The sequence below is a fragment of the Sphingobium sp. Ant17 genome, assembly GCF_000588875.1.
Taxonomy (GTDB): domain Bacteria; phylum Pseudomonadota; class Alphaproteobacteria; order Sphingomonadales; family Sphingomonadaceae; genus Sphingobium.
This window is the reverse complement of the sequence record NZ_JEMV01000002.1, coordinates 19,257-37,169: the sequence shown is the minus strand read 5'-3', so window position 1 is coordinate 37,169 and position 17,913 is coordinate 19,257. Positions and strand designations below refer to the sequence as shown.

Genomic DNA, 17,913 nt, shown 5'->3' with positions numbered 1-17,913 from the left:
AATTCCCCAAGGCCGTCATCCCGGCGAAAGCCGGGATCTCACTTCCTTGCGCCGCCAAAGGAAGTGAGATGCCAGCGTTCGCTGGCATGACGGGTTTGGGTTACTTGCCCTCCAGCATTTCGATCATGAGCGAGAAGTCGCGCCCCGCTTCGCCCTGATTGGCGAGGAGTTGGTAGAGCGATTCCGCCACATTGCCCATGGGTACGGATGCACTGACCAGAGCAGCGGCTTCGGTGGCGAGTTTCAAATCCTTGAGCATCAGGCCGACGGCGAAGCCGCCCTGATAGCCATTGTCCGATGGCGATTGCGGGCCGACGCCGGGGACGGGGCAATAGCTGGTCATCGACCAGCTTTGGCCCGACGAGACGCTGGAGATGTCATAGAAGGTTTGCGGATCGAGGCCGAGCTTCTTGGCCATGGCGAAGCTCTCGCAGGTGGCGACCATGGTCGCTCCGAGCAGCATGTTGTTGCAGATTTTGGCGGCCTGGCCATTGCCCGCGCCGCCCGCGTGGATGACCGCCTTGCCCATGGCCGACAGGATCGGCTTGGCCCGTTCGAAGGCGGCATCCGCGCCGCCGACCATGAAAGTGAGCGTCCCGCCATTAGCCGCCGCGATGCCGCCGGAAACGGGGGCGTCGACCATGTCGAAGCCGCGTGTGGTGGCGGCGTCGATCACGCGGCGGGCGGTGGCGACGTCGATGGTCGAGCAGTCGAGGAACAGCGCGCCGGGGCTGGCCGCGCCATAAACTTCGCCCGAATACACGCTTTCGACATGCTTGCCGGCGGGCAGCATGGTGACGACGGCGTCGGCATCGGTCGCGGCGTCGGCGGCGCTGCTGGCGCGGATGGTGCCCAAGGATTCCGCCTTGGCCAGTGCGTCTTCCGACAGGTCGAAGGCGCGGACGGCATAGCCGTGCTTGAGCAGGTTGGCGGCCATGCCGCCGCCCATATTGCCGAGTCCGATGAAGGCGATGGTCTGGGTCATGATGCTCTTCTCTCCTGCTTAACTTCGCATATTTCCCGTAAAAACGGACATATTCGTGCGCGGCCCTGATCCTATCGGAAAGCGGGCGGGGTGGGGCAGGCAAGGTGCATGGGGACCATAGCAGGTGCCTGCGGTGTAGGACAGATCAGGTGGCGAGGGCCGGGAGCGGCGTCCATTGCTGGTCGGCGGGGAGGGCTACGAAGATCGCGTCGATCATCGCGTCGCTGACCTCTTCCAGCGTGGCCGGGGTCCATTGCGGGTTGTTGTCCTTGTCGAAGATCAGCGCGCGCACGCCCTCGACGAAATCCGGGCGGCGGATGATCGCGCAGGCAAGGCCATATTCCATCGCCATGTTGGACGCGAAATCGGGCTGGGCCGCGCCCTCGATCAGTTGGCGCAGGGCGACCTTGATCGTTTGCGGCGATTTGGTGGCGAGAGTGGCGCGCTGCTTGGCGGCCCATTCGCTGCTGTCGGCGTCGAGCGCGGCGACGATCTCCTCCGCCTTGTCCGAGGCGAACAGGCGGTCGATGTCGGGGCGGGCGGCTTCGAGCTTCGATGGTGGGGGCGTTTGTGTGGCGGCGTCGAGGATGGTTGCGAGATTGGCGGGGTCGGCGAGTATGCGGGCCTTGACCTCGTCCACTGTTTCGGATGGCATATAGTGGGTGGCGATGCCGATGGCGGCGCAATCCGCGCCGTCGATCCGCGCGCCGGTGGCGGCGAGCCATGCGCCGACCCGGCCGGGCAGGCGGGGGAGATACCAGCCGCCGCCGACATCGGGGAAGAGGCCGATGCCGGTTTCGGGCATGGCGAAGGTCGTGCGTTCGGTTGCGACGCGATAGCGCGCGGGGAGCGAGATGCCGACGCCCCCGCCCATGACGATGCCGTCGATGAAGGCGACGATCGGCTTGTCATAGACGAACAGCAGATGGTTCATGCGATATTCGAGGTGGAAGAAATGTTCGGCCTCGACGCAGTCGGATTTGGCGCTGTTGGCGATGAGCGCGATGTCGCCGCCCGCGCAGAAGCCACGGCCTTCCGCGTGGTCGATCATCACGGCGGTCACGCTGTCGTCGCTGCGCCAGGCGAGCAGGGCGGTGTTGATCGCGTCGCACATGGCCGGTGTCAGGGCGTGGATTGCCTTGGGGCGGTTGAGGCGGATGCGGCCGATAGTGTTTTCGATGAAGGTCAGGACTTGGTCGGTCATGTCTTTTCCTCAAAATCCGTTCGTCATCCCCGCGAAGGCGGGGATCCATCTCCGGCCTTATCGACGGGTGCCAGGCTGGGAGATGGGTTCCCGCCTTCGCGGGAATGACGGTGTTTTATCCTTCTTGCTCTGGACTAATCCCGCAGCATGTCCCGCGCGATGATCATGCGCATGACCTGGTTGGTGCCTTCGAGGATGGAATGGACACGCAGGTCGCGCCAGAAGCGTTCGACGGGATAGTCCATCAGATAGCCGTAGCCGCCATGGAGTTGCAGCGCGCGGTCCACGACGGAGGAGCCGGTGTCGGTGGCGAAGCGTTTGGCCATGGCGGCGAAGCGGGTCTTGTCCGGCGCATTGTCGGTCACTTTGACGGCGGCGGCATATAGGAGCGTGCGGGCGGCTTGCAGCTCGGTTTCCATGTCGGCCAGCATGAACTGGGTATTCTGGAAGTCGGCGATGGATTGGCCGAATTGCTTGCGGTCCTTGGTATATTGCACCGCTTCGTCGATGCAGCGCTGCGCGCCGCCGAGCGAACAGGCACCGATATTGAGGCGGCCGCCGTCGAGGCCCGCCATGGCGATGGCGAAGCCTGACCCTCGCTACCCACGAGATTGGCGACGGGGACGCGGACGGCGTCGAAATTGACCTGCGCGGTGGGTTGGCTGTGCCAGCCGAGCTTGCGTTCCTGCGCGCCGAAGCTGACGCCGGGCATGTCCTTGTCGATGACGAGGCAGCTAATGCCCTTTGGCCCTTCCTGGCCCGTGCGGACCATGACGAGATAGACTTCATTCTCGCCGCCGCCGGAGATGAATTGCTTGGAGCCGGTGACGACATAATGGTCGCCATCCTTCACTGCCTTGGTCTTGAGGCTGGCGGCGTCCGATCCTGCGCCCGCTTCGGTCAGGCAATAGCTGGCGATGCGGGCCATGGGGAGGAGGTCGGGGAGATAGGCGGCCTTCAGCGCGTCGCTGCCATAGCTGTCGATCATCCAGGCGGCCATATTGTGGATCGAGATGAAGGCGCTGGTGGAGGGGCAGCCATAGGCCATGGCTTCCATGATGAGCGCGGCTTCGAGGCGGCCAAGGCCGATGCCGCCCGAGCTTTCAGAGACGTAGATGCCGCCGAAACCCAGTTCCGCCGCGGCGCGGATCGTGTCGCGGGGGAAGATATGGTGTTCGTCCCACTCGGCCGCGTGCGGGGTGATCGCGTCGGCGGTGAAGCGGCGCGCGAGTTCCTGGATTTCGCGTTGGTCGTCGGTGAGGTCGAATTGGGTCATGATGGCTTGTCCATACTGTATTTTCCGTCATGCTGACGAAAGTCAGCATCCATTAGCGCGGCCTCGGAATGGAACGTCAACCTTGCGTCTATCTGTTGAGCAGCGGTCGGCATGCCACAATCTATATCGGCGTCACATCTGATTTGATGGGTAGGTTGCACCAACATCGCACCGGCGCGGTGCCCGGCTTCACATCGCGCTATAATGTGAAGCGGCTGGTTCATTATGAAATGGCCGAGACGATGGAGGCGGCGATCCTGCGCGAAAAGCAATTGAAGGCATGGAAGAGGGAGTGGAAGGTCGCGCTCATCGAGAGGGATAATCCGTTCTGGGAAGATCGGGCTGTCATACTGGGCTTTCCGCCTTTGACGTAGCGCCAATGGATCCTGACTTTCGTCAGGATGACGAGGGAGAGGTGGTGCCTCTCCCCCAACCCATCACCCCATGGTCGGGATGACGAAGGCGTTGGCGGCGTCGCCTACTCCGCCGTCGGGCCAGCGTTGGGTGATCGTCTTGACCTTGGTCCAGAATTTTACGCCTTCCATGCCGTGCTGGTTGGTGTCGCCGAAGGCCGAGCGTTTCCAGCCGCCGAATGTGTGATAGGCGACGGGGACCGGGATTGGCACGTTGATGCCGACCATGCCGACATCGACGCGGGCGGCGAATTCGCGGGCGGCGTGGCCGTTGCGGGTGAAGATGGCGACGCCATTGCCATATTGATGCTGGCTGGGGAGGGCGACGGCTTCTTCGAAACTGTCGGCGCGGACCATCTGGAGGACGGGGCCGAAAATCTCTTCCTTATAGGCGCTCATGCCGGTGGTGACATGGTCGAACAAGGTGGGGCCGACGAAGAAGCCTTCCTCATGGCCTTGCAGCGTGAAGCCGCGGCCGTCGACCACCAGCTCGGCGCCTTCGTCGACGCCGGTCTGGATCCAGTTTTCGATCTTCTGCTTGTGCGCGGCGGTGACGACCGGGCCATAATGGGCTTCGGCATCGGTGGAGACGCCGACGCGCAGGGCTTCGATCGCGGGGATGAGTTTTTCACGGAGCGCAATGGCGTCTTTTCGCCTACCGGCACGACGACGGGGAGGGCCATGCAGCGCTCGCCGGCCGAACCGAAGGCCGCGCCGGACAGGTCGTTCACCACCTGGTCGAGATCGGCGTCGGGCATGACGATGCCGTGATTCTTCGCGCCGCCCATCGCCTGGACGCGCTTTCCGGCGGCGACCCCGCGATTATAGACATAATGGGCGATGTCGGACGAGCCGACGAAGCTGACGCCCTTAATGTCCGGGTGGTCGAGGATGGCGTCGACCATTTCCTTGTCGCCCTGAACGACCTGGAGGATGCCGTCGGGCAGGCCCGCTTCGCTGAACAGTTCGGCTAGGCGTACAGGCACCGAGGGGTCACGCTCGGAGGGCTTGAGGATGAAGGCGTTGCCGGTCGCGATGGCGACGCCCGACATCCACAGCGGGATCATGCCGGGGAAGTTGAAGGGCGTGATGCCAGCGCCAATGCCGATCGGCTGGCGGAAGCTGTACACATCGATGCCGGGGCCCGCCCCTTGCGTATATTCGCCCTTGAGGACGTGGGGGATGCCGCAGCAAAATTCGATGACTTCGAGGCCGCGCTGAATATCGCCCTTGGAGTCGGCGATCACCTTGCCATGTTCGGAGCTGAGCAGGTGGGCCAGCTCTGTCATGTTCGCTTCGACCAGCGCCTTGAAATTGAACATGACGCGGGCGCGGCGTTGCGGGTTGACGGCGGCCCAGGCGGGCTGCGCCTTCTTGGCGGCGGCGACAGCGAGGTCGAGCAGGGCGGCATCGCCCAGCGCCACGCGGGCCTGGACGCCGCCATTATTGGGATCGAACACGTCGCTATAGCGTGTCGCTGGCGCGTCATGGGTGAAGGCGAGCTTGTGCGAAATCTCACGCATGGAAGGCATCCTCTCAAATTGTTGCCGCCTTCTAGGCTTCTTGCGTTATTGCAAGCAATGGGGAAGTTATGCATGGGTAGCCTGCAATTTTGCAGGGTTGGGGCGGCATGTTCGATTGGGATGACCTGCGGGTATTTCTGGCGGTGGCGCGGGCGCGCAAGGTGGCCCCGGCGGCGCGCGCGCTGGGGATCGACGCGACGACGATCGCGCGGCGGCTGGCGCGGTTGGAGAAGGCGCTGGATGCCGAACTGTTCGAAATGGGTGCGGGCGAGCGCAGCCTGACGGCGCGGGGGCAGGAGTTGCTGGGCCATGCCGAGGCGGCCGAGAGCGCGGCGCTGGCGGCGGTCGAGGAGATGCGCGGGCAGGAGCGCAAGCTGGCCGGGCAAGTGCGGCTATCGGTGGCGGAAGGGTTCGGCACCTGGGTTTTGGCACCGGGGATGGGCGATTTCAACCGGCGGCATCCGGGCATCAGGCTGGACCTGATCACGGCATCGGGTTTCCTCAATCCGTCCAAGCGCGAGGCGGATATGGCGGTGATGCTGGCGCGGCCGCAGCGAGGGCGGTTGATGGTGCGGCGGCTGGGGGATTATCGGCTGCATCTTTATGCCGCGCCCGACTATCTGGCGCGGGCGGGGCGGCCGGAGACGCCCGCTGACCTGCGCGGGCATACGCTGATCGGCTATGTGCCCGAGTTCATCTTTTCGCCGGAGCTGGATTATCTGGACGAGGTGGAGGCGGGGCTGGAAGCGCATCTGCGGTCGACCAGCATCATCATGCAGCAGCGGATGATCGCGGAAGGGGCGGGGATCGGCGTGTTGCCGGACTTTATCGGGCGGCGTGACGCGGGGTTGGTGCCATTGATGGCCGAGCGGGTGGAGATTATACGCAGCTTCTGGCTGGTGATGCATGGCGACCTGCGCAAGCTGGCGCGGATCGCGGCGGTGGCCGATTGGCTGCAAGAACGCATCGATACGCTTTCTGGTTACCGCGACTTCCGAGCCGCCGGGTGATGCCACCCGGCTCGAAATCGCTCATAAAGCCAATCGACGGAACGGCTCCGGCTCGCTAAGGGAGTCGCGATGGATAGAGAGCGGTCGTATTTCGCCCATGCAGCATAAGCCCAAGCGCAGCCGGGCAATCGCTTTGCCGAGCGGGGAATTTCGCGCCCGCGCCACCGAATATCTCGATTTCCTGGCCGCCTGGGTCCAGAAGCCGCGCCAGACCGCGTCGGTCGTGCCGTCCAGCCGCTATCTCGCGCGGTTGATGGTGGCGCAGATCGATCCGACCGATGGCCGGGTGCTGGAACTGGGCGGGGGCACGGGCGTGTTCACGCGCGCCATTCTGAAGACTGGCCTGCCGCCCGAAAAGCTGGAGGTGGTGGAGATCAACCCCGCCTTTGCCCGCGGGTTGCGGCGGCATTTTCCGCAGGTATCGGTGCTGGAAACCCCGGCGCAGATCGTGTCGACCGCGACGGCGGGCGAGCCGGGCGATTATCAGGTGGTGGTGAGCGGGCTGCCGCTGCTGGCGATGGACCGCTATATGCATCACGACATATTGTCCGAATCCTTCCGCATGTTGCAGCCGGGGGGCAGCTTCGTGCAGTTCACCTATTCGATGCGGCACCCGGTTAACCGCGAGGTGATCGAGGCGCTGGGGCTGGATGTCGTGCGGGTCGGCCAGACGGTGCGGAATTTTCCGCCCGCGACGGTCTTTCGGTTCACGCGACGGGGTGAATAGGTTGCGTTTGGCAATCGGCCCCCTATCTTTGCCGCAACGCAATAAGGGGCATAGCCATCCATGGCATCCATCATCGAGATCGAAGGCCTGACCAAACGCTATGCGTCGGGGTTTGAGGCGCTTAAGGGCGTTGACCTGACCATCGAGGAAGGCGAGATTTTCGCGCTGCTGGGGCCGAATGGCGCGGGCAAGACGACGATGATCTCGATCATTTGCGGCATTGCGCGGGCGACGGGCGGCAGCGTCAAAGTGGCGGGGCATGACATTGTCCGCGACTATCGCGGGGCGCGGTCGGCGATCGGGCTGGTTCCGCAGGAATTGTCCACCGACCAGTTCGAGCGGGTGATCGATACGGTGACGTTCAGCCGGGGGCTGTTCGGCAAGCCGCGCAATCCCGCCCATATTGAAAAAGTGCTGCGCGAGCTGTCGCTATGGGACAAGCGGAACAGCAAGATCTTGGAATTGTCGGGCGGCATGAAGCGCCGGGTGATGATCGCCAAGGCGCTGAGCCATGAGCCGCGCGTGCTGTTCCTGGACGAGCCGACCGCTGGCGTGGACGTGGAGTTGCGCCGCGACATGTGGACGCTGATCGGCGAATTGCGCGAGACCGGCGTCACCATCATCCTGACCACCCATTATATCGAGGAGGCCGAGGAAATGGCCGACCGGGTGGGGGTGATCAACCGGGGCGAGTTGATGCTGGTCGAGGACAAGGTCGCGCTGATGAAGAAGCTGGGCAAGAAGACGCTGAGCGTCGTGCTGGCCGAGCCGCTGGGGACTGTCCCCGCCGAATTGGCGGAGTGGGACGTGACGCTGAAGGATGATGGCCATGAGATCGAATATATTTTCGATACGCAGGCGGAGCGGACCGGCGTGTCGTCGCTGCTGCGGCGGCTGGGCGACCTCGGCATCGCGTATAAGGATCTGAATACGCGGCAGAGCAGCCTGGAGGATATTTTCGTGAGCCTGGTTCATCAGGAGAAGGCGGCGTGATGCTCCAGAATTTGCGTGCCATCGCGGCGATCTATCTGTTCGAATTGCACCGGTTCCGGCGCACGCTGATGACGGGCCTGTTGGTGCCGGTGATCACGACATCGCTCTATTTCGTGGTGTTTGGCGGCGCGATCGGATCGCGGATGACGGAGGTGGACGGCATTCCCTATGCCGCCTTCATCGTGCCTGGCCTCATCATGATGTCGATGTTCACCGAGAGCATCTTCAACGCGAGTTTCGGCATCTATATGCCCAAATTCACCGGCACCATTTATGAACTGCTGTCGGCCCCGGTGTCGGCGACCGAGACGATCATCGCCTATGTCGGCGCGGCGGCGACCAAGTCGCTGATCGTGGGCAGCATCATCTTCCTGACCGCGCATCTGTTCGTCGATGTGCAGGTGGCGCATCCCTTTGCGATGGCCGGGTTCATGGTGTTGATCGCGATCAGCTTCTGCCTGTTCGGCTTCATTCTGGGCGTATGGGCGCAGAGTTTCGAGCAGTTGCAGGTGATCCCGATGCTGCTGATCATGCCGATGACGTTTCTGGGCGGGGCTTTTTACTCGGTCCAGATGCTGGCCGAGCCGTGGCGCACGATCACCTTCTTCAACCCGATCGTCTATCTGATCTCCGGCTTTCGCTGGACCTTCTTTGGCAAGGGCGATGTCGGGATCGAGTTCAGCCTGATCTTCGTCGCGGGGATGCTGGCCTTGTGTATCGCCATCATCGCCTGGATGTTCAGGACGGGGTATCGTTTGAAGAAGTGAGGCGGCCGGAACGGTCGCCGATGCCGACTGAGCGAAGAGAAGGACTTCGACTTCGCTCAGCCTGGCCCTTCGACAGGCTCAGGGCGAACGGGGTTGAGATGGCAAAGCCGCCGATCAGGCGGCGGCGCTTTCCGGGGCTACGGCGAACAGGGTGACGTTGCGATATTTGTCGTCATTCTGGTCGTAGAGGCCGTGCATCGCTTCGAACGGGTCTTCCAGCACCTTGAGGTCGGACAGGCCGACCAGCTTGAACGTGCCGAGCTTGAGTTCGCGCGGCGGCGTACCGTCGCGATCGACGGTTACCGCGTCGATGAACAGCTCGTCATGGCGCGTGTAGAGGATGTGGGGAGCCAGGGTGACGACCATTTTATTATAGGTCACCTTCAGGCACTTCTGGAGCGCGATCGCTTCAAAAATCTCGGTCGGGGCTTGCATGATGTCCGATTCATGACCGATTTTACCGATTCTTTCAATTGCTTTGTGCGCCGCACCATGGGCGCGCGACGCAATCAGGCCGGAACGAGGCCCAGCCGATCGCGCAGGCTCCAGCGGACGACCAGCATTATCGCGACCACGCCGAGGCCACTGGCCAGCCCCAGCCAGATGCCGATGCCCTCCATGCCCAGCGGAAAGGCGAGCAGGCTGCCGACACCGATACCCACCACCCAATAGCCGATGAGCGCGAAGATCATGGGGATGGTCGTGTCCTGCAACCCGCGCAAGACGCCCGCGCCGACCGCTTGCGCGGCGTCCACAAGCTGGAACAGGGCGGCGATGGCGAGAAAGCTGACGGCGAGGCTGATCGTCCGGGCATTGGCCGGATCCTGGAGGTCGAGGAAGACGGACACCAGGGTGCGGGGCATCAGGATGAGCGCAGCGGCGGCGGTGGCGGCAAAGCCGGTGCCCAGGATCAGCGCCAGCCAGCCAGCGCGACCGATCCCCGCGCGATCATGCCGCCCATGGGCAATGCCGACGCGCACCGTGGCGGCCTGGCCTATGCCCATCGGCACCATGAACACCAGCGCCGCAATCTGAATCGCGACCGCATGGGCGGCGAGGGAATCGCGGTCGATCAACCCCATGAGCAGGGCCGAGGCGTTGAATACCGTGGTTTCGAAGCCGAGCGTGATCGCGATCGGCAGGCCGAGCGCCCACACTTGCCGCTGGCGCTCGCGATCGCGGGTCCAGAAGCCACCCATGATGCGATAGCGGCGGAAACGCCGGTCGATCAGGATGACGGCGAGCAGGCCGAAGAAGAGGAAGGCGGAGGATAATGTGCTGGCCAGCCCGGCACCGAACAGGCCAAGTGGCGGAAAGCCCAAATGGCCGAAGATCAACGCCCAACCGATCAGCAGGTTGAAGGGCAGCGCGCCCAGCATGATGAGCAAACCCCAGATCGGCCGTTCGAGCGCGGCAATGAAGGTCCGCAGGGTGGTGAAGCCCAGGAAGGGGAGCAGCGCCCATTGCATGCCGTGCATCAATCGTCCGGCATCGCGGGACAGGTCGGCATCCTGGCCCATGGCGAGCAATATCGGCTCGCACTGCCACAGGATCACCCAGGCGGGGAGGACGAAGAAAAGGGCGGCGCGCAGCGTCTGTTGCACGGTGCGGCGGACGTCGCGCACCGAATGGCGGCGACGTCCGCGCTCGCTGGCGATCAGGGGCGACGCGGCGGTGACGAGGCCCATGCCGAACAGCAGGAAGGCGTGGAACAGGTTGATGGCGAGCGCACCCGCCGCGACGGCCTCCGCACCCAGGCGGCCGAGCAGCAGCAGGTCCGTCGCGGCGATGGCCGACCAGGCGATATTGCCCGCGATCATCGGCAGCGCGAGGGCAATGAGGGCGCTCGCCTCTATGCGCCAGGGGGAGGGGTGGGTCACGGCATGGTCCAGAAGATCGGATAGGGGCTCCTGCTTGCGCAGGAGCCCAGACCGTTGGCTTAGTGCTTTTTCTTGAACAGATGCAGCACGGCGACGATGATGGCGCCGATTATGAGGCCGACAATGCCTGCGCCGATCGCATTGACCACCCAGTCGACCACCGGGCCGATGGCGGGGAGAGCCTGCGCCGCGCCCTCCGCCAAATGATGGATCATGTCGGGAATCAGGTCGAGATGATATTCGTGCAGGCCGTGGACGATGAGGCCACCGCCGACCCAGAGCATCGCGGCGGTGCCGACGACGCTCAATATCTTCATCAGGATCGGCATCGCCTTGACGAGGCCACGGCCGATCGCGCGCGTGATGGTGGAAGCGCGTTGGGCCAGGTTAAGGCCGATATCGTCCATCTTCACGATCAGGCCGACGACGCCATAGACGCCCGCCGTGATCGCGATCGCGACCACGAACAGGACGATCGCCTGTTCCCAAATGGGCTTGTCCGCCACCGTGCCCAGCGAGATCGCCATGATTTCGCCCGACAGAATGAAGTCGGTGCGGATGGCGCTCGATACTTTCTGGTTTTCGAGTTCGGTGGAATCGAGCGTTGCCAGCGCCTCTTCAGCGAGGTCATGGCCGCCGTGCAGCGCCTCAAGGAGTTTCTCGGCGGCTTCGAAACAGAGGAACGCGCCGCCCATCATCAGCAGCGGCGGAAGCAACCAGGGCGCAAAGGCGGCGATGAGCAGCGCAGCGGGCAGCAGGAAGAGCAGTTTGTTGCGGACCGACCCCTTGGCGATTTTCCAGATGATCGGCAATTCCCGCTCGGCCGCCAGCCCCATCACATAATTGGGGGTAACGGCGGCGTCGTCGATCACCACGCCCGCCGCCTTCGTTCCTGCCTTGCCAGCAGCGGCGGCGACGTCGTCGAGCGAAGTCGCAGCAAGTTTGGCAATGCCCGCGACATCGTCGAGCAGCGCAATCAGACCCGAAGGCATGGACGGTTATTCCCCTGTTCTGGGCGGTAATCGGCCGCCCCTCGCGCGCGCTTCTTAGAGGGCGCGTGGCGGGGGAGCAATGGAGCGTTTGGTTCAGTAATTGCCCGGTGGGTCGCTGGCGGGAAAGCTCTCGTCCGATTGTTCGTCGACCTTGTCCCAATCCGCTTGCGCAATACCCTCTTGCGGCCCGGCGTCGCGCACGATTCCCGAAGACCCTATGGCACCGCGATCGTCGGGCGTTTTGCCGTCGCCCATCCATTCGCGCCAGCCTTTGAGCGCCATCGCGCCCAGGCCGGTGACGATGGCCAGTTTGATCAGCCCCTTCATGATTGCTTCTCCCGCTCGTGATGAATGTGAACCCAGTCGGCCGGGTCATGGCCGATCGTTTCGGATGTCAGCCGGATTTCCCCTTCCTCGTCCGATCCGCCCGAATCGTGTTCGTTCGCGGCGGCAGGCGCGACAGTCCAACGCTGGCGCAGGGCCGCGTCAACCATCGCTTCCCAGATCGCGGTATCGCCCACGTCGCGCATGGCGTCGTCGGGCTCCTTCATCAGGGCGAGGATGCAAGCCGCGTCCTCAACCCGGGCCTGCCAGTTGTCAGGCGCATCCATGGCGAGATGGCGGGCGAGTTTTTCGATCAAAGCGCGGTTTTTCATGATGGCGCAACGCGCCGTGCGGGGCGGCGTTCCGTGGCGTCAGGACGCGACCTTGCGCACCGGCTTACGACGGCGGGCCAGGAAGAAGCGCAGCATTGCGCGCGAGGCGTCGGGGCCGGCGGGGTCGGTGTAGGAACCCACGCGCGCACCGCCCGACCAGGCATGGCTGCTGCCGTGGATGGTCCAGTTTTCGAGCATGACGTCGCCCTTCCCATCGCGATGTTCGGTGCGGGTGAAGGCGCGCCCGCCCTCTGACATGCCCTGTTCCGACCGGCTGACCAGCGGGCCGTGGGTCGACCGTTCGAGCAGCGACCGGAAGCCGTCCGCGTTTGAGGGGTGGACGACGGTGTCGGCGTCGCCGTGGAAGACGATGGTCGGACGGGGCCGGGGCGTGCGGCCGGTCGGCGCTTCGCTCGTCGGGCGTCCGCGCATCGCTGCCAAAGCGCCGCTGACGGTGCTGACATCGCCACGGGTCAGCGCGGAATGGATGCCGACCGCGACGAACAGTTCGGGATAGGCTTGGCCGATGATCGCGGCAGCGACGCCGCCCGCCGATATGCCCGCGATGTAGACCCGCGTGGGATCGGCGCGGGACAGTGCGATGGCGTGGCGGGTGAGCCCGGCGATCAGCGCCGGTTCGCCCTTGCCGCGCAACTGGTCGCCGGGCCGATGCCAGTTCCAGCAACGCGCCATATTGGCCGACCGCGATTGTTCGGGATAGAGCATGATGACGCCGCGTTCGTCGGCAAGCTGATTCATGCCGGTGCCGGTCGCGAAATCGCCCGCCGATTGCGAGCAGCCATGCAGCATGACGACAATCGGCATGCGGCGGCGCGCGGAGCCGGTGGGCGTGTAGAGCTTGTAGCGGATCGCGCCATGCTTGCTCTCGAACAGGCCGTCGGTGAAGCTGCCGGGCAGGGGGCGAGCGGCCGGGGCTGGCTTGGCGATCCGCTTGGCGGCGGGCTTGCGGGTCGGCACCTTTATCTTGGGCTTGGGTTTGGGCTTGGCAGGGGTGGTCAACACGCCATGCATAGCCAGCGCAGCCGACATCGGACGGCCCCTCTGCATCAGTCTTGCGGCCTTCATTGCCGACGCGAACGGATTTCTCATGCGACATACCTTGCTGGCGGGGGGCTGTAGGCCAACCTAGATGCAAGCCAGAACAGGGTAACGGGCCGCGCACCGGTTCGATCCCGCAGTGCAGCATTTACTTGGGTGCCAAGGGCCAACCCGTTGGTGTGTGCCAACAAAAAAGCCGCCCGTTGCGGGGCGGCTTTCTCGTTCGATCAAAAGCGAAGGCTCAGGCCTCTTCGGCCGGGGCTTCGTCTTCAGCCTTGTCCATGGCGATTTCGCCTGGCTCAGCATTGGGATCATAGTCTTCGGTGAAGCCGCTCTCGTCCTTTTCGAACAGATCGGCCATCACGTCCACGCCTTGCGACTGGAGATCGGCTTCTTCCGGCGAGCGGGCGACGTTGACTTGGATGGTGGTCACGACTTCGGGGTGCAGCGCAACCTTGACGTCGAACACGCCCAGCGTCTTGATCGGGCGTTCCAGCACGATCATCGACTTGGTCACGTTGGTGATGTCCTGCGCGCTGAGTGCTTCGAGGATGTCGCGAACCGCAACCGAACCATAGAGCGCACCAGCGTTGGACGACTGGCGGATCAGGACGATCTGGGTACCGTTGACACCATCGGCCGCGGCTTCCGCGTCGGCACGACGGGCAGCGTTGTCGGCTTCGATCCGGGCGCGGTTGGCCTCGAACACCTTTTTATTGGCGTTGTTGGAGCGCAGCGCCTTCTTGTTCGGCAACAGGAAGTTACGGGCGTAGCCGTCCTTGACGGTCACGACGTCGCCGATGGCGCCGAGCTTCTCGATGCGTTCGAGCAGAATGATTTCCATGGGGCTTACTCCCTTACTTCACGATGTAGGGCAGCAGGCCCAGATGACGGGCGCGCTTGATGGCCTGAGACAGTTCGCGCTGCTTCTTGGCCGAAACGGCCGTGATGCGGCTGGGGACGATCTTGCCGCGTTCGGACACGAAGCCCTGCAGCAGACGAACATCCTTATAATCGATCTTCGGCGCATCCTTGGCGGCGAAGGGGCAGCTCTTGCGGCGGCGGAAAAATGGGCGTGCCATGGTTCAGGTCTCCTTATTCGCCAGCGGTTTCGTCGCGGTCGCGGCGCGGGCCACGATCACCACGGTCTTCGCGCGGGCCACGATCGCCCCGGTCGCCACGATCACCGCGGGGACCGCGATCACCACGTTCCGAACGCTCCTGCTTGCGCATCATGACCGACGGGCCACCTTCCAGCTCATCGACCTTGACGGTCATGTAGCGGATGATGTCTTCGTTGATCTGGGTCTGGCGCTCCAGTTCCGCGATCACATTGCCGGGCGCGTCGATGTTCAGCATGACGTAGTGCGCCTTGCGGTTCTTCGCGATCTTGTAGGCGAGCGAACGCAGGCCCCAGGTCTCGACCTTGGTAACCTTGCCTTCATTCTCTTCGACGATCTTGGTGGCGATTTCCGCCAGCGCGTCCACCTGCGCCTGTGCCAGATCCTGGCGCGCAAGGAACACATGCTCGTACAGAGCCATGATAATGCCTTTTCTGTTGGCCGATTGCTGACGCGCACCCCATGTGCAGCGCCCCTCCGGCTGTCGTCTCGTTCCGTATCTTCGCACTAGAGCGAGTCACCCCGGTCCGTCGCGAAGGCGGGCCTATGGCGGAAATGCGGGGGAAAGGCAAGGATGGAGTTCTTGGCGGTTCCGTGCGGCCCCTAGCTTGTCGAAGCCCTATCCTTTCTTCTATCCGTGATCCAAAGAAGAACAGCACTTCGACAGGCTCAGTGCGAACGGTTGAGAGGGTTGGCCTATGGCAGTCGGCATTGCGGCACTATCACTGATCCTGCTGATGATCGCGGCCTATCGGGGGATGAGCGTCATCATCATGGCACCGTTGCTGGCGATGCTGGCAGTGTTCCTGACTGATCCGGCCGCCGTGCCTGCCGCCTTTTCCGGCCTGTTCATGGAAAAGGTGGCGAGTTTCCTGAAACTCTATTTTCCGGTGTTCCTGCTCGGCGCGCTGTTCGGCAAGCTGGTCGAGATTTCGGGTTTTTCCCGCGCGATCGTGACGGCGGTGATCGGCGTGGTGGGCGCGGGGCGGGCGATCCCGGCGATTATGCTGGTGACGGCGCTGCTGACCTATGGCGGCGTGTCGGTGTTCGTTGCGGTGTTCGCCGTCTATCCTTTCGCCGCGAGATGTTTCGCCGGGCCGACATTCCCAAGCGATTGGTGCCCGCGACCATCGGCCTTGGCGCGATCACCTTCACCATGGATGCGTTGCCCGGCACGCCGCAGATCCAGAATATCATTCCGACGAGCTTCTTTGGCACGACCACCTGGGCTGCGCCGGTGCTGGGGACGATCGGATCGATCTGCATCGCGGCGATGGGGTTGGCCTATCTAGGCTGGCGGCGACGGACGCTGAAGGCGGCGGGCGAGGGCTATGGTGCGCCCGAAACGCTGGTGAACGAACCGGAGCCGGTGGAGGACGCAGCCCCGGTGCATCCGCTGATCGCGCTACTGCCGCTGTTGGTGGTGGGGGTGGGCAATCTGTTGCTGACGATGGCGATACCGCGCTGGGTGAGCGGCGATGTCGTCACCCTGTCGCTGGTGGGGATGGTCGCGCCGGTGGAGGTGCAAGTAGCGCAGGTTTCCGCGCTATGGGCAGTGGAGGGTGCGTTGCTGCTTGGCATCGCGACGATCCTTGTGTTTGCTTTCCGTACCGTGGCCAAGCGCTTTGCCGAAGGGTCGAAGGCGGCGGTGGGTGGCGCTTTGCTGGCGGGGATGAATACGGCGGTCGAATATGGGTTCGGCGCGGTGATCGCCGCCTTGCCTGGTTTCCTGGTGGTCAAGGAAGCGCTCAAGGCGATCCCCAATCCGTTGATCAATGAAGCGATCACCGTGACATCGCTGGCCGGGATCACTGGATCGGCATCGGGTGGCCTGTCGATCGCGCTCGCTGCGATGGCGGACCAGTTCATGCTGGCGGGCGATACGGCGGGCATTCCGCGCGAGGTGTTGCACCGGGTCGCGTCGATGGCGTCGGGGGGCATGGACAGCCTGCCGCACAATGGGGCGGTCATTACCTTGCTGGCGGTGACGGGGCTGACCCATCGACAGGCCTATAAGGATATTTTCGCACTGACGCTCATCAAGACGCTGACGGTCTTTGTCGTGATCGCAGTCTATTATCTGACCGGGCTGGTGTGATCCCCTATCAGGCGACGGGGCGGTGCAGGTCCGCTGATCCCATAAAATGCGCGCGGGTTGAAGGTCCGGCCCGTTCGAGCAGCGCGGCGACCTTGTCCTTCAAGGCATGCGATGGGCGGGCAGGGTCGTCATAAGCCATCGCCCATTGGCCAAATTCGCGTGTGTCGATCGCGCCTTCGCGCAGCTTGACGACGGCGCGGTGACGGGGGTCGCCATAGACGCGGGTGAAAATACGTTCCACCGCGTCCTTCGGCCCTTCCAGCACCTGAAGAAAGCGGCGCGAGTTGAACAGGAGGAGGCCCGTCACGTCATCCCGCTGGTTATTCGCGGCAGATTGCCGCGCGATTGCGGCGCATTCCTGCGGGGTAACCGTATCGACGACGGTGCTGATATACATGATTTGATGCAGTGACATGGACGTTCCCGGTTCGGCCCTGCGCCTGTTATAAGGGAAAATCCCTTAATATGCGGTGTTTAACCTGGATCAGACACGAAGATGCCCCAGGGGGAGAGAATCCCTAGGGCATCCGTGCGACCCTCCGGCTGGTGGGCGGCATCTGGGTTAGCGGATCGCGCCGCCGATGACTGCGCTGATGATGCCGCTGGTGAGGGCGATCAGCACCGCGTCGTTGCCGGACTGGACCCACTGATAGCCACGCGGCGGGGCGTTCAGGCGATAGCCGCTATAGTTGTTGATCACCCGATAGTTGGTCGCCTGGCGACGGTCGAAGCGCTGACCCTTGGCCCAGCGATGATTGGCCACCGCGTTGCGGTTCGGGCGATAGGCGTTGCCGCGATAGACGACATTGCCATTGTTGCGCACCCCGGGCTTGTTCACGACGGTCTTCTGCTTAACCACTGTGCGGCCGTTGGGCTTTTGCTTCACGACCGTGCGGGTCTGTTCCTGGCGGTGCTGCGCGCCGTAGCTTTGTGCCTGGGCCTGCGCGCTGATGAGGGGGCTGGCGACCAGGGTGGTGGTGGCCAGGGCCATGATGATCTTCTTGAACATGTGCTTGCTCCTTTGCCTGTGTTTCGGGCGCCTCTGCGGCGTCGAAGACAGAGATAGGCCCCGCTTGTCGCGCGGGTGTGCCGAGAAGGGGCAAAGAGTGTCGGAAATTGTATCAAGGGGGTGTTTGGGCTGAATGGCCGTTCAGGAAGGGCAGGATTTCAGGGGTTTGAGTGCTAGATGGATAGCCGGACACCCCTCCG

General features: G+C 63.7%; 18 protein-coding genes and 3 pseudogenes. 6 read left to right on the top strand and 15 right to left on the bottom strand.

Features of this window, described 5'->3' with window-relative positions:
• Positions 1–100: 100 nt before the first annotated feature.
• The 3 genes and pseudogenes from mmsB to BF95_RS01455 all read right to left on the bottom strand — a co-directional run bounded on the left by mmsB (position 101) and on the right by BF95_RS01455 (position 3,465).
• Entirely contained in the window at positions 101–985 is an 885-nt protein-coding gene (gene mmsB / locus BF95_RS01465) for a 3-hydroxyisobutyrate dehydrogenase (protein WP_043148872.1), read from the bottom strand.
• 145 nt (positions 986–1,130) lie between these two features.
• Positions 1,131–2,189: an enoyl-CoA hydratase/isomerase family protein gene (locus BF95_RS01460; RefSeq protein ID WP_043148871.1), complete on the bottom strand. Its 1,059-nt coding sequence runs from the start codon at positions 2,187–2,189 to the stop codon at positions 1,131–1,133.
• Between the two features lie 134 nt (positions 2,190–2,323).
• Positions 2,324–3,465 (bottom strand): annotated as a pseudogene (locus BF95_RS01455) (acyl-CoA dehydrogenase family protein).
• 68 nt (positions 3,466–3,533) lie between these two features.
• Here BF95_RS01455 and BF95_RS01450 point away from each other — a divergent pair.
• Positions 3,534–3,839: a GIY-YIG nuclease family protein gene (locus tag BF95_RS01450; protein WP_043148870.1), complete on the top strand. Its 306-nt coding sequence runs from the start codon at positions 3,534–3,536 to the stop codon at positions 3,837–3,839.
• A 63-nt stretch (positions 3,840–3,902) separates the two neighbouring features.
• Here the strand turns inward: BF95_RS01450 and BF95_RS01445 are convergent.
• Positions 3,903–5,401, bottom strand: a pseudogene (locus tag BF95_RS01445) (CoA-acylating methylmalonate-semialdehyde dehydrogenase).
• A gap of 107 nt (positions 5,402–5,508) precedes the next feature.
• Here BF95_RS01445 and BF95_RS01440 point away from each other — a divergent pair.
• The 4 genes from BF95_RS01440 to BF95_RS01425 all read left to right on the top strand — a co-directional run bounded on the left by BF95_RS01440 (position 5,509) and on the right by BF95_RS01425 (position 8,898).
• Positions 5,509–6,411, top strand: a complete 903-nt coding sequence (locus BF95_RS01440; RefSeq protein WP_043148869.1) for a LysR family transcriptional regulator — start codon at positions 5,509–5,511, stop codon at positions 6,409–6,411.
• 97 nt (positions 6,412–6,508) lie between these two features.
• The gene (locus BF95_RS01435; RefSeq protein WP_043148868.1) at positions 6,509–7,138 is read left to right on the top strand and encodes a class I SAM-dependent methyltransferase; all 630 of its coding nucleotides are present in this window, start codon (positions 6,509–6,511) and stop codon (positions 7,136–7,138) included.
• Positions 7,139–7,198: 60 nt separating this feature from the next.
• Positions 7,199–8,131, top strand: coding sequence for an ABC transporter ATP-binding protein (locus BF95_RS01430; RefSeq protein ID WP_043148866.1), 933 nt, complete (start codon positions 7,199–7,201; stop codon positions 8,129–8,131).
• On the top strand, positions 8,131–8,898 hold the full coding sequence (locus tag BF95_RS01425; RefSeq protein WP_043149045.1) for an ABC transporter permease: 768 nt from the start codon (positions 8,131–8,133) through the stop codon (positions 8,896–8,898). The genes BF95_RS01430 and BF95_RS01425 overlap by 1 nt, the downstream gene beginning before the upstream one ends.
• Positions 8,899–9,012: 114 nt before the next feature.
• Here the strand turns inward: BF95_RS01425 and BF95_RS01420 are convergent, their stop codons facing one another.
• From BF95_RS01420 to rpsF, 9 genes are all read right to left on the bottom strand, one after another.
• The gene (locus tag BF95_RS01420; protein WP_043148864.1) at positions 9,013–9,333 is read right to left on the bottom strand and encodes a hypothetical protein; all 321 of its coding nucleotides are present in this window, start codon (positions 9,331–9,333) and stop codon (positions 9,013–9,015) included.
• Between the two features lie 74 nt (positions 9,334–9,407).
• Positions 9,408–10,718 (bottom strand): MATE family efflux transporter, encoded by a 1,311-nt coding sequence (locus tag BF95_RS01415; protein ID WP_081763999.1) that lies wholly within the window; start codon positions 10,716–10,718, stop codon positions 9,408–9,410.
• Between the two features lie 119 nt (positions 10,719–10,837).
• Positions 10,838–11,770, bottom strand: coding sequence for a DUF808 domain-containing protein (locus BF95_RS01410; protein ID WP_043148858.1), 933 nt, complete (start codon positions 11,768–11,770; stop codon positions 10,838–10,840).
• Positions 11,771–11,863: 93 nt separating this feature from the next.
• Positions 11,864–12,097 (bottom strand): hypothetical protein, encoded by a 234-nt coding sequence (locus BF95_RS01405; RefSeq protein WP_043148856.1) that lies wholly within the window; start codon positions 12,095–12,097, stop codon positions 11,864–11,866.
• Positions 12,094–12,426, bottom strand: a complete 333-nt coding sequence (locus tag BF95_RS01400) for a hypothetical protein (RefSeq protein WP_043148854.1) — start codon at positions 12,424–12,426, stop codon at positions 12,094–12,096. The genes BF95_RS01405 and BF95_RS01400 overlap by 4 nt, the downstream gene beginning before the upstream one ends.
• 39 nt (positions 12,427–12,465) lie before the next feature.
• Positions 12,466–13,476, bottom strand: a complete 1,011-nt coding sequence (locus BF95_RS01395; RefSeq protein ID WP_235209515.1) for an extracellular catalytic domain type 1 short-chain-length polyhydroxyalkanoate depolymerase — start codon at positions 13,474–13,476, stop codon at positions 12,466–12,468.
• A 250-nt stretch (positions 13,477–13,726) separates the two neighbouring features.
• Positions 13,727–14,329, bottom strand: a complete 603-nt coding sequence (rplI, locus tag BF95_RS01390; RefSeq protein WP_043148852.1) for a 50S ribosomal protein L9 — start codon at positions 14,327–14,329, stop codon at positions 13,727–13,729.
• 13 nt (positions 14,330–14,342) lie between these two features.
• Positions 14,343–14,567 carry a 30S ribosomal protein S18 gene (gene rpsR, locus BF95_RS01385; RefSeq protein ID WP_006950194.1) on the bottom strand — a complete coding sequence of 75 codons (225 nt, stop codon included), beginning with the start codon at positions 14,565–14,567 and terminating at the stop codon, positions 14,343–14,345.
• Between the two features lie 13 nt (positions 14,568–14,580).
• The gene (gene rpsF / locus BF95_RS01380; RefSeq protein WP_043148851.1) at positions 14,581–15,027 is read right to left on the bottom strand and encodes a 30S ribosomal protein S6; all 447 of its coding nucleotides are present in this window, start codon (positions 15,025–15,027) and stop codon (positions 14,581–14,583) included.
• Positions 15,028–15,304: 277 nt separating this feature from the next.
• Between rpsF and BF95_RS01375 the strand changes: the two are divergent.
• A pseudogene (locus tag BF95_RS01375) lies at positions 15,305–16,704 on the top strand (GntP family permease).
• Positions 16,705–16,711: 7 nt separating this feature from the next.
• Here BF95_RS01375 and BF95_RS01370 read toward each other — a convergent pair.
• Together BF95_RS01370 and BF95_RS01365 are read right to left on the bottom strand one after the other, a co-directional pair.
• Positions 16,712–17,119, bottom strand: a complete 408-nt coding sequence (locus BF95_RS01370) for a BLUF domain-containing protein (RefSeq protein WP_235209513.1) — start codon at positions 17,117–17,119, stop codon at positions 16,712–16,714.
• Positions 17,120–17,266: 147 nt separating this feature from the next.
• Entirely contained in the window at positions 17,267–17,713 is a 447-nt protein-coding gene (locus BF95_RS01365) for an RcnB family protein (protein ID WP_043148849.1), read from the bottom strand.
• Positions 17,714–17,913: the final 200 nt, after the last annotated feature.

Bases quoted from the DNA above. Each gene is read 5' to 3' on its own strand.
- mmsB (WP_043148872.1), bottom strand. From the start codon at position 985: ATGACCCAGACCATCGCCTTCATCGGACTCGGCAATATGGGCGGCGGC.
- BF95_RS01460 (WP_043148871.1), bottom strand. From the start codon at position 2,189: ATGACCGACCAAGTCCTGACCTTCATCGAAAACACTATCGGCCGCATC.
- BF95_RS01450 (WP_043148870.1), top strand. From the start codon at position 3,534: ATGGAACGTCAACCTTGCGTCTATCTGTTGAGCAGCGGTCGGCATGCC.
- BF95_RS01440 (WP_043148869.1), top strand. From the start codon at position 5,509: ATGTTCGATTGGGATGACCTGCGGGTATTTCTGGCGGTGGCGCGGGCG.
- BF95_RS01435 (WP_043148868.1), top strand. From the start codon at position 6,509: ATGCAGCATAAGCCCAAGCGCAGCCGGGCAATCGCTTTGCCGAGCGGG.
- BF95_RS01430 (WP_043148866.1), top strand. From the start codon at position 7,199: ATGGCATCCATCATCGAGATCGAAGGCCTGACCAAACGCTATGCGTCG.
- BF95_RS01425 (WP_043149045.1), top strand. From the start codon at position 8,131: ATGCTCCAGAATTTGCGTGCCATCGCGGCGATCTATCTGTTCGAATTG.
- BF95_RS01420 (WP_043148864.1), bottom strand. From the start codon at position 9,333: ATGCAAGCCCCGACCGAGATTTTTGAAGCGATCGCGCTCCAGAAGTGC.
- BF95_RS01415 (WP_081763999.1), bottom strand. From the start codon at position 10,718: ATGATCGCGGGCAATATCGCCTGGTCGGCCATCGCCGCGACGGACCTG.
- BF95_RS01410 (WP_043148858.1), bottom strand. From the start codon at position 11,770: ATGCCTTCGGGTCTGATTGCGCTGCTCGACGATGTCGCGGGCATTGCC.
- BF95_RS01405 (WP_043148856.1), bottom strand. From the start codon at position 12,097: ATGAAGGGGCTGATCAAACTGGCCATCGTCACCGGCCTGGGCGCGATG.
- BF95_RS01400 (WP_043148854.1), bottom strand. From the start codon at position 12,426: ATGAAAAACCGCGCTTTGATCGAAAAACTCGCCCGCCATCTCGCCATG.
- BF95_RS01395 (WP_235209515.1), bottom strand. From the start codon at position 13,476: ATGTCGGCTGCGCTGGCTATGCATGGCGTGTTGACCACCCCTGCCAAG.
- rplI (WP_043148852.1), bottom strand. From the start codon at position 14,329: ATGGAAATCATTCTGCTCGAACGCATCGAGAAGCTCGGCGCCATCGGC.
- rpsR (WP_006950194.1), bottom strand. From the start codon at position 14,567: ATGGCACGCCCATTTTTCCGCCGCCGCAAGAGCTGCCCCTTCGCCGCC.
- rpsF (WP_043148851.1), bottom strand. From the start codon at position 15,027: ATGGCTCTGTACGAGCATGTGTTCCTTGCGCGCCAGGATCTGGCACAG.
- BF95_RS01370 (WP_235209513.1), bottom strand. From the start codon at position 17,119: ATGTCACTGCATCAAATCATGTATATCAGCACCGTCGTCGATACGGTT.
- BF95_RS01365 (WP_043148849.1), bottom strand. From the start codon at position 17,713: ATGTTCAAGAAGATCATCATGGCCCTGGCCACCACCACCCTGGTCGCC.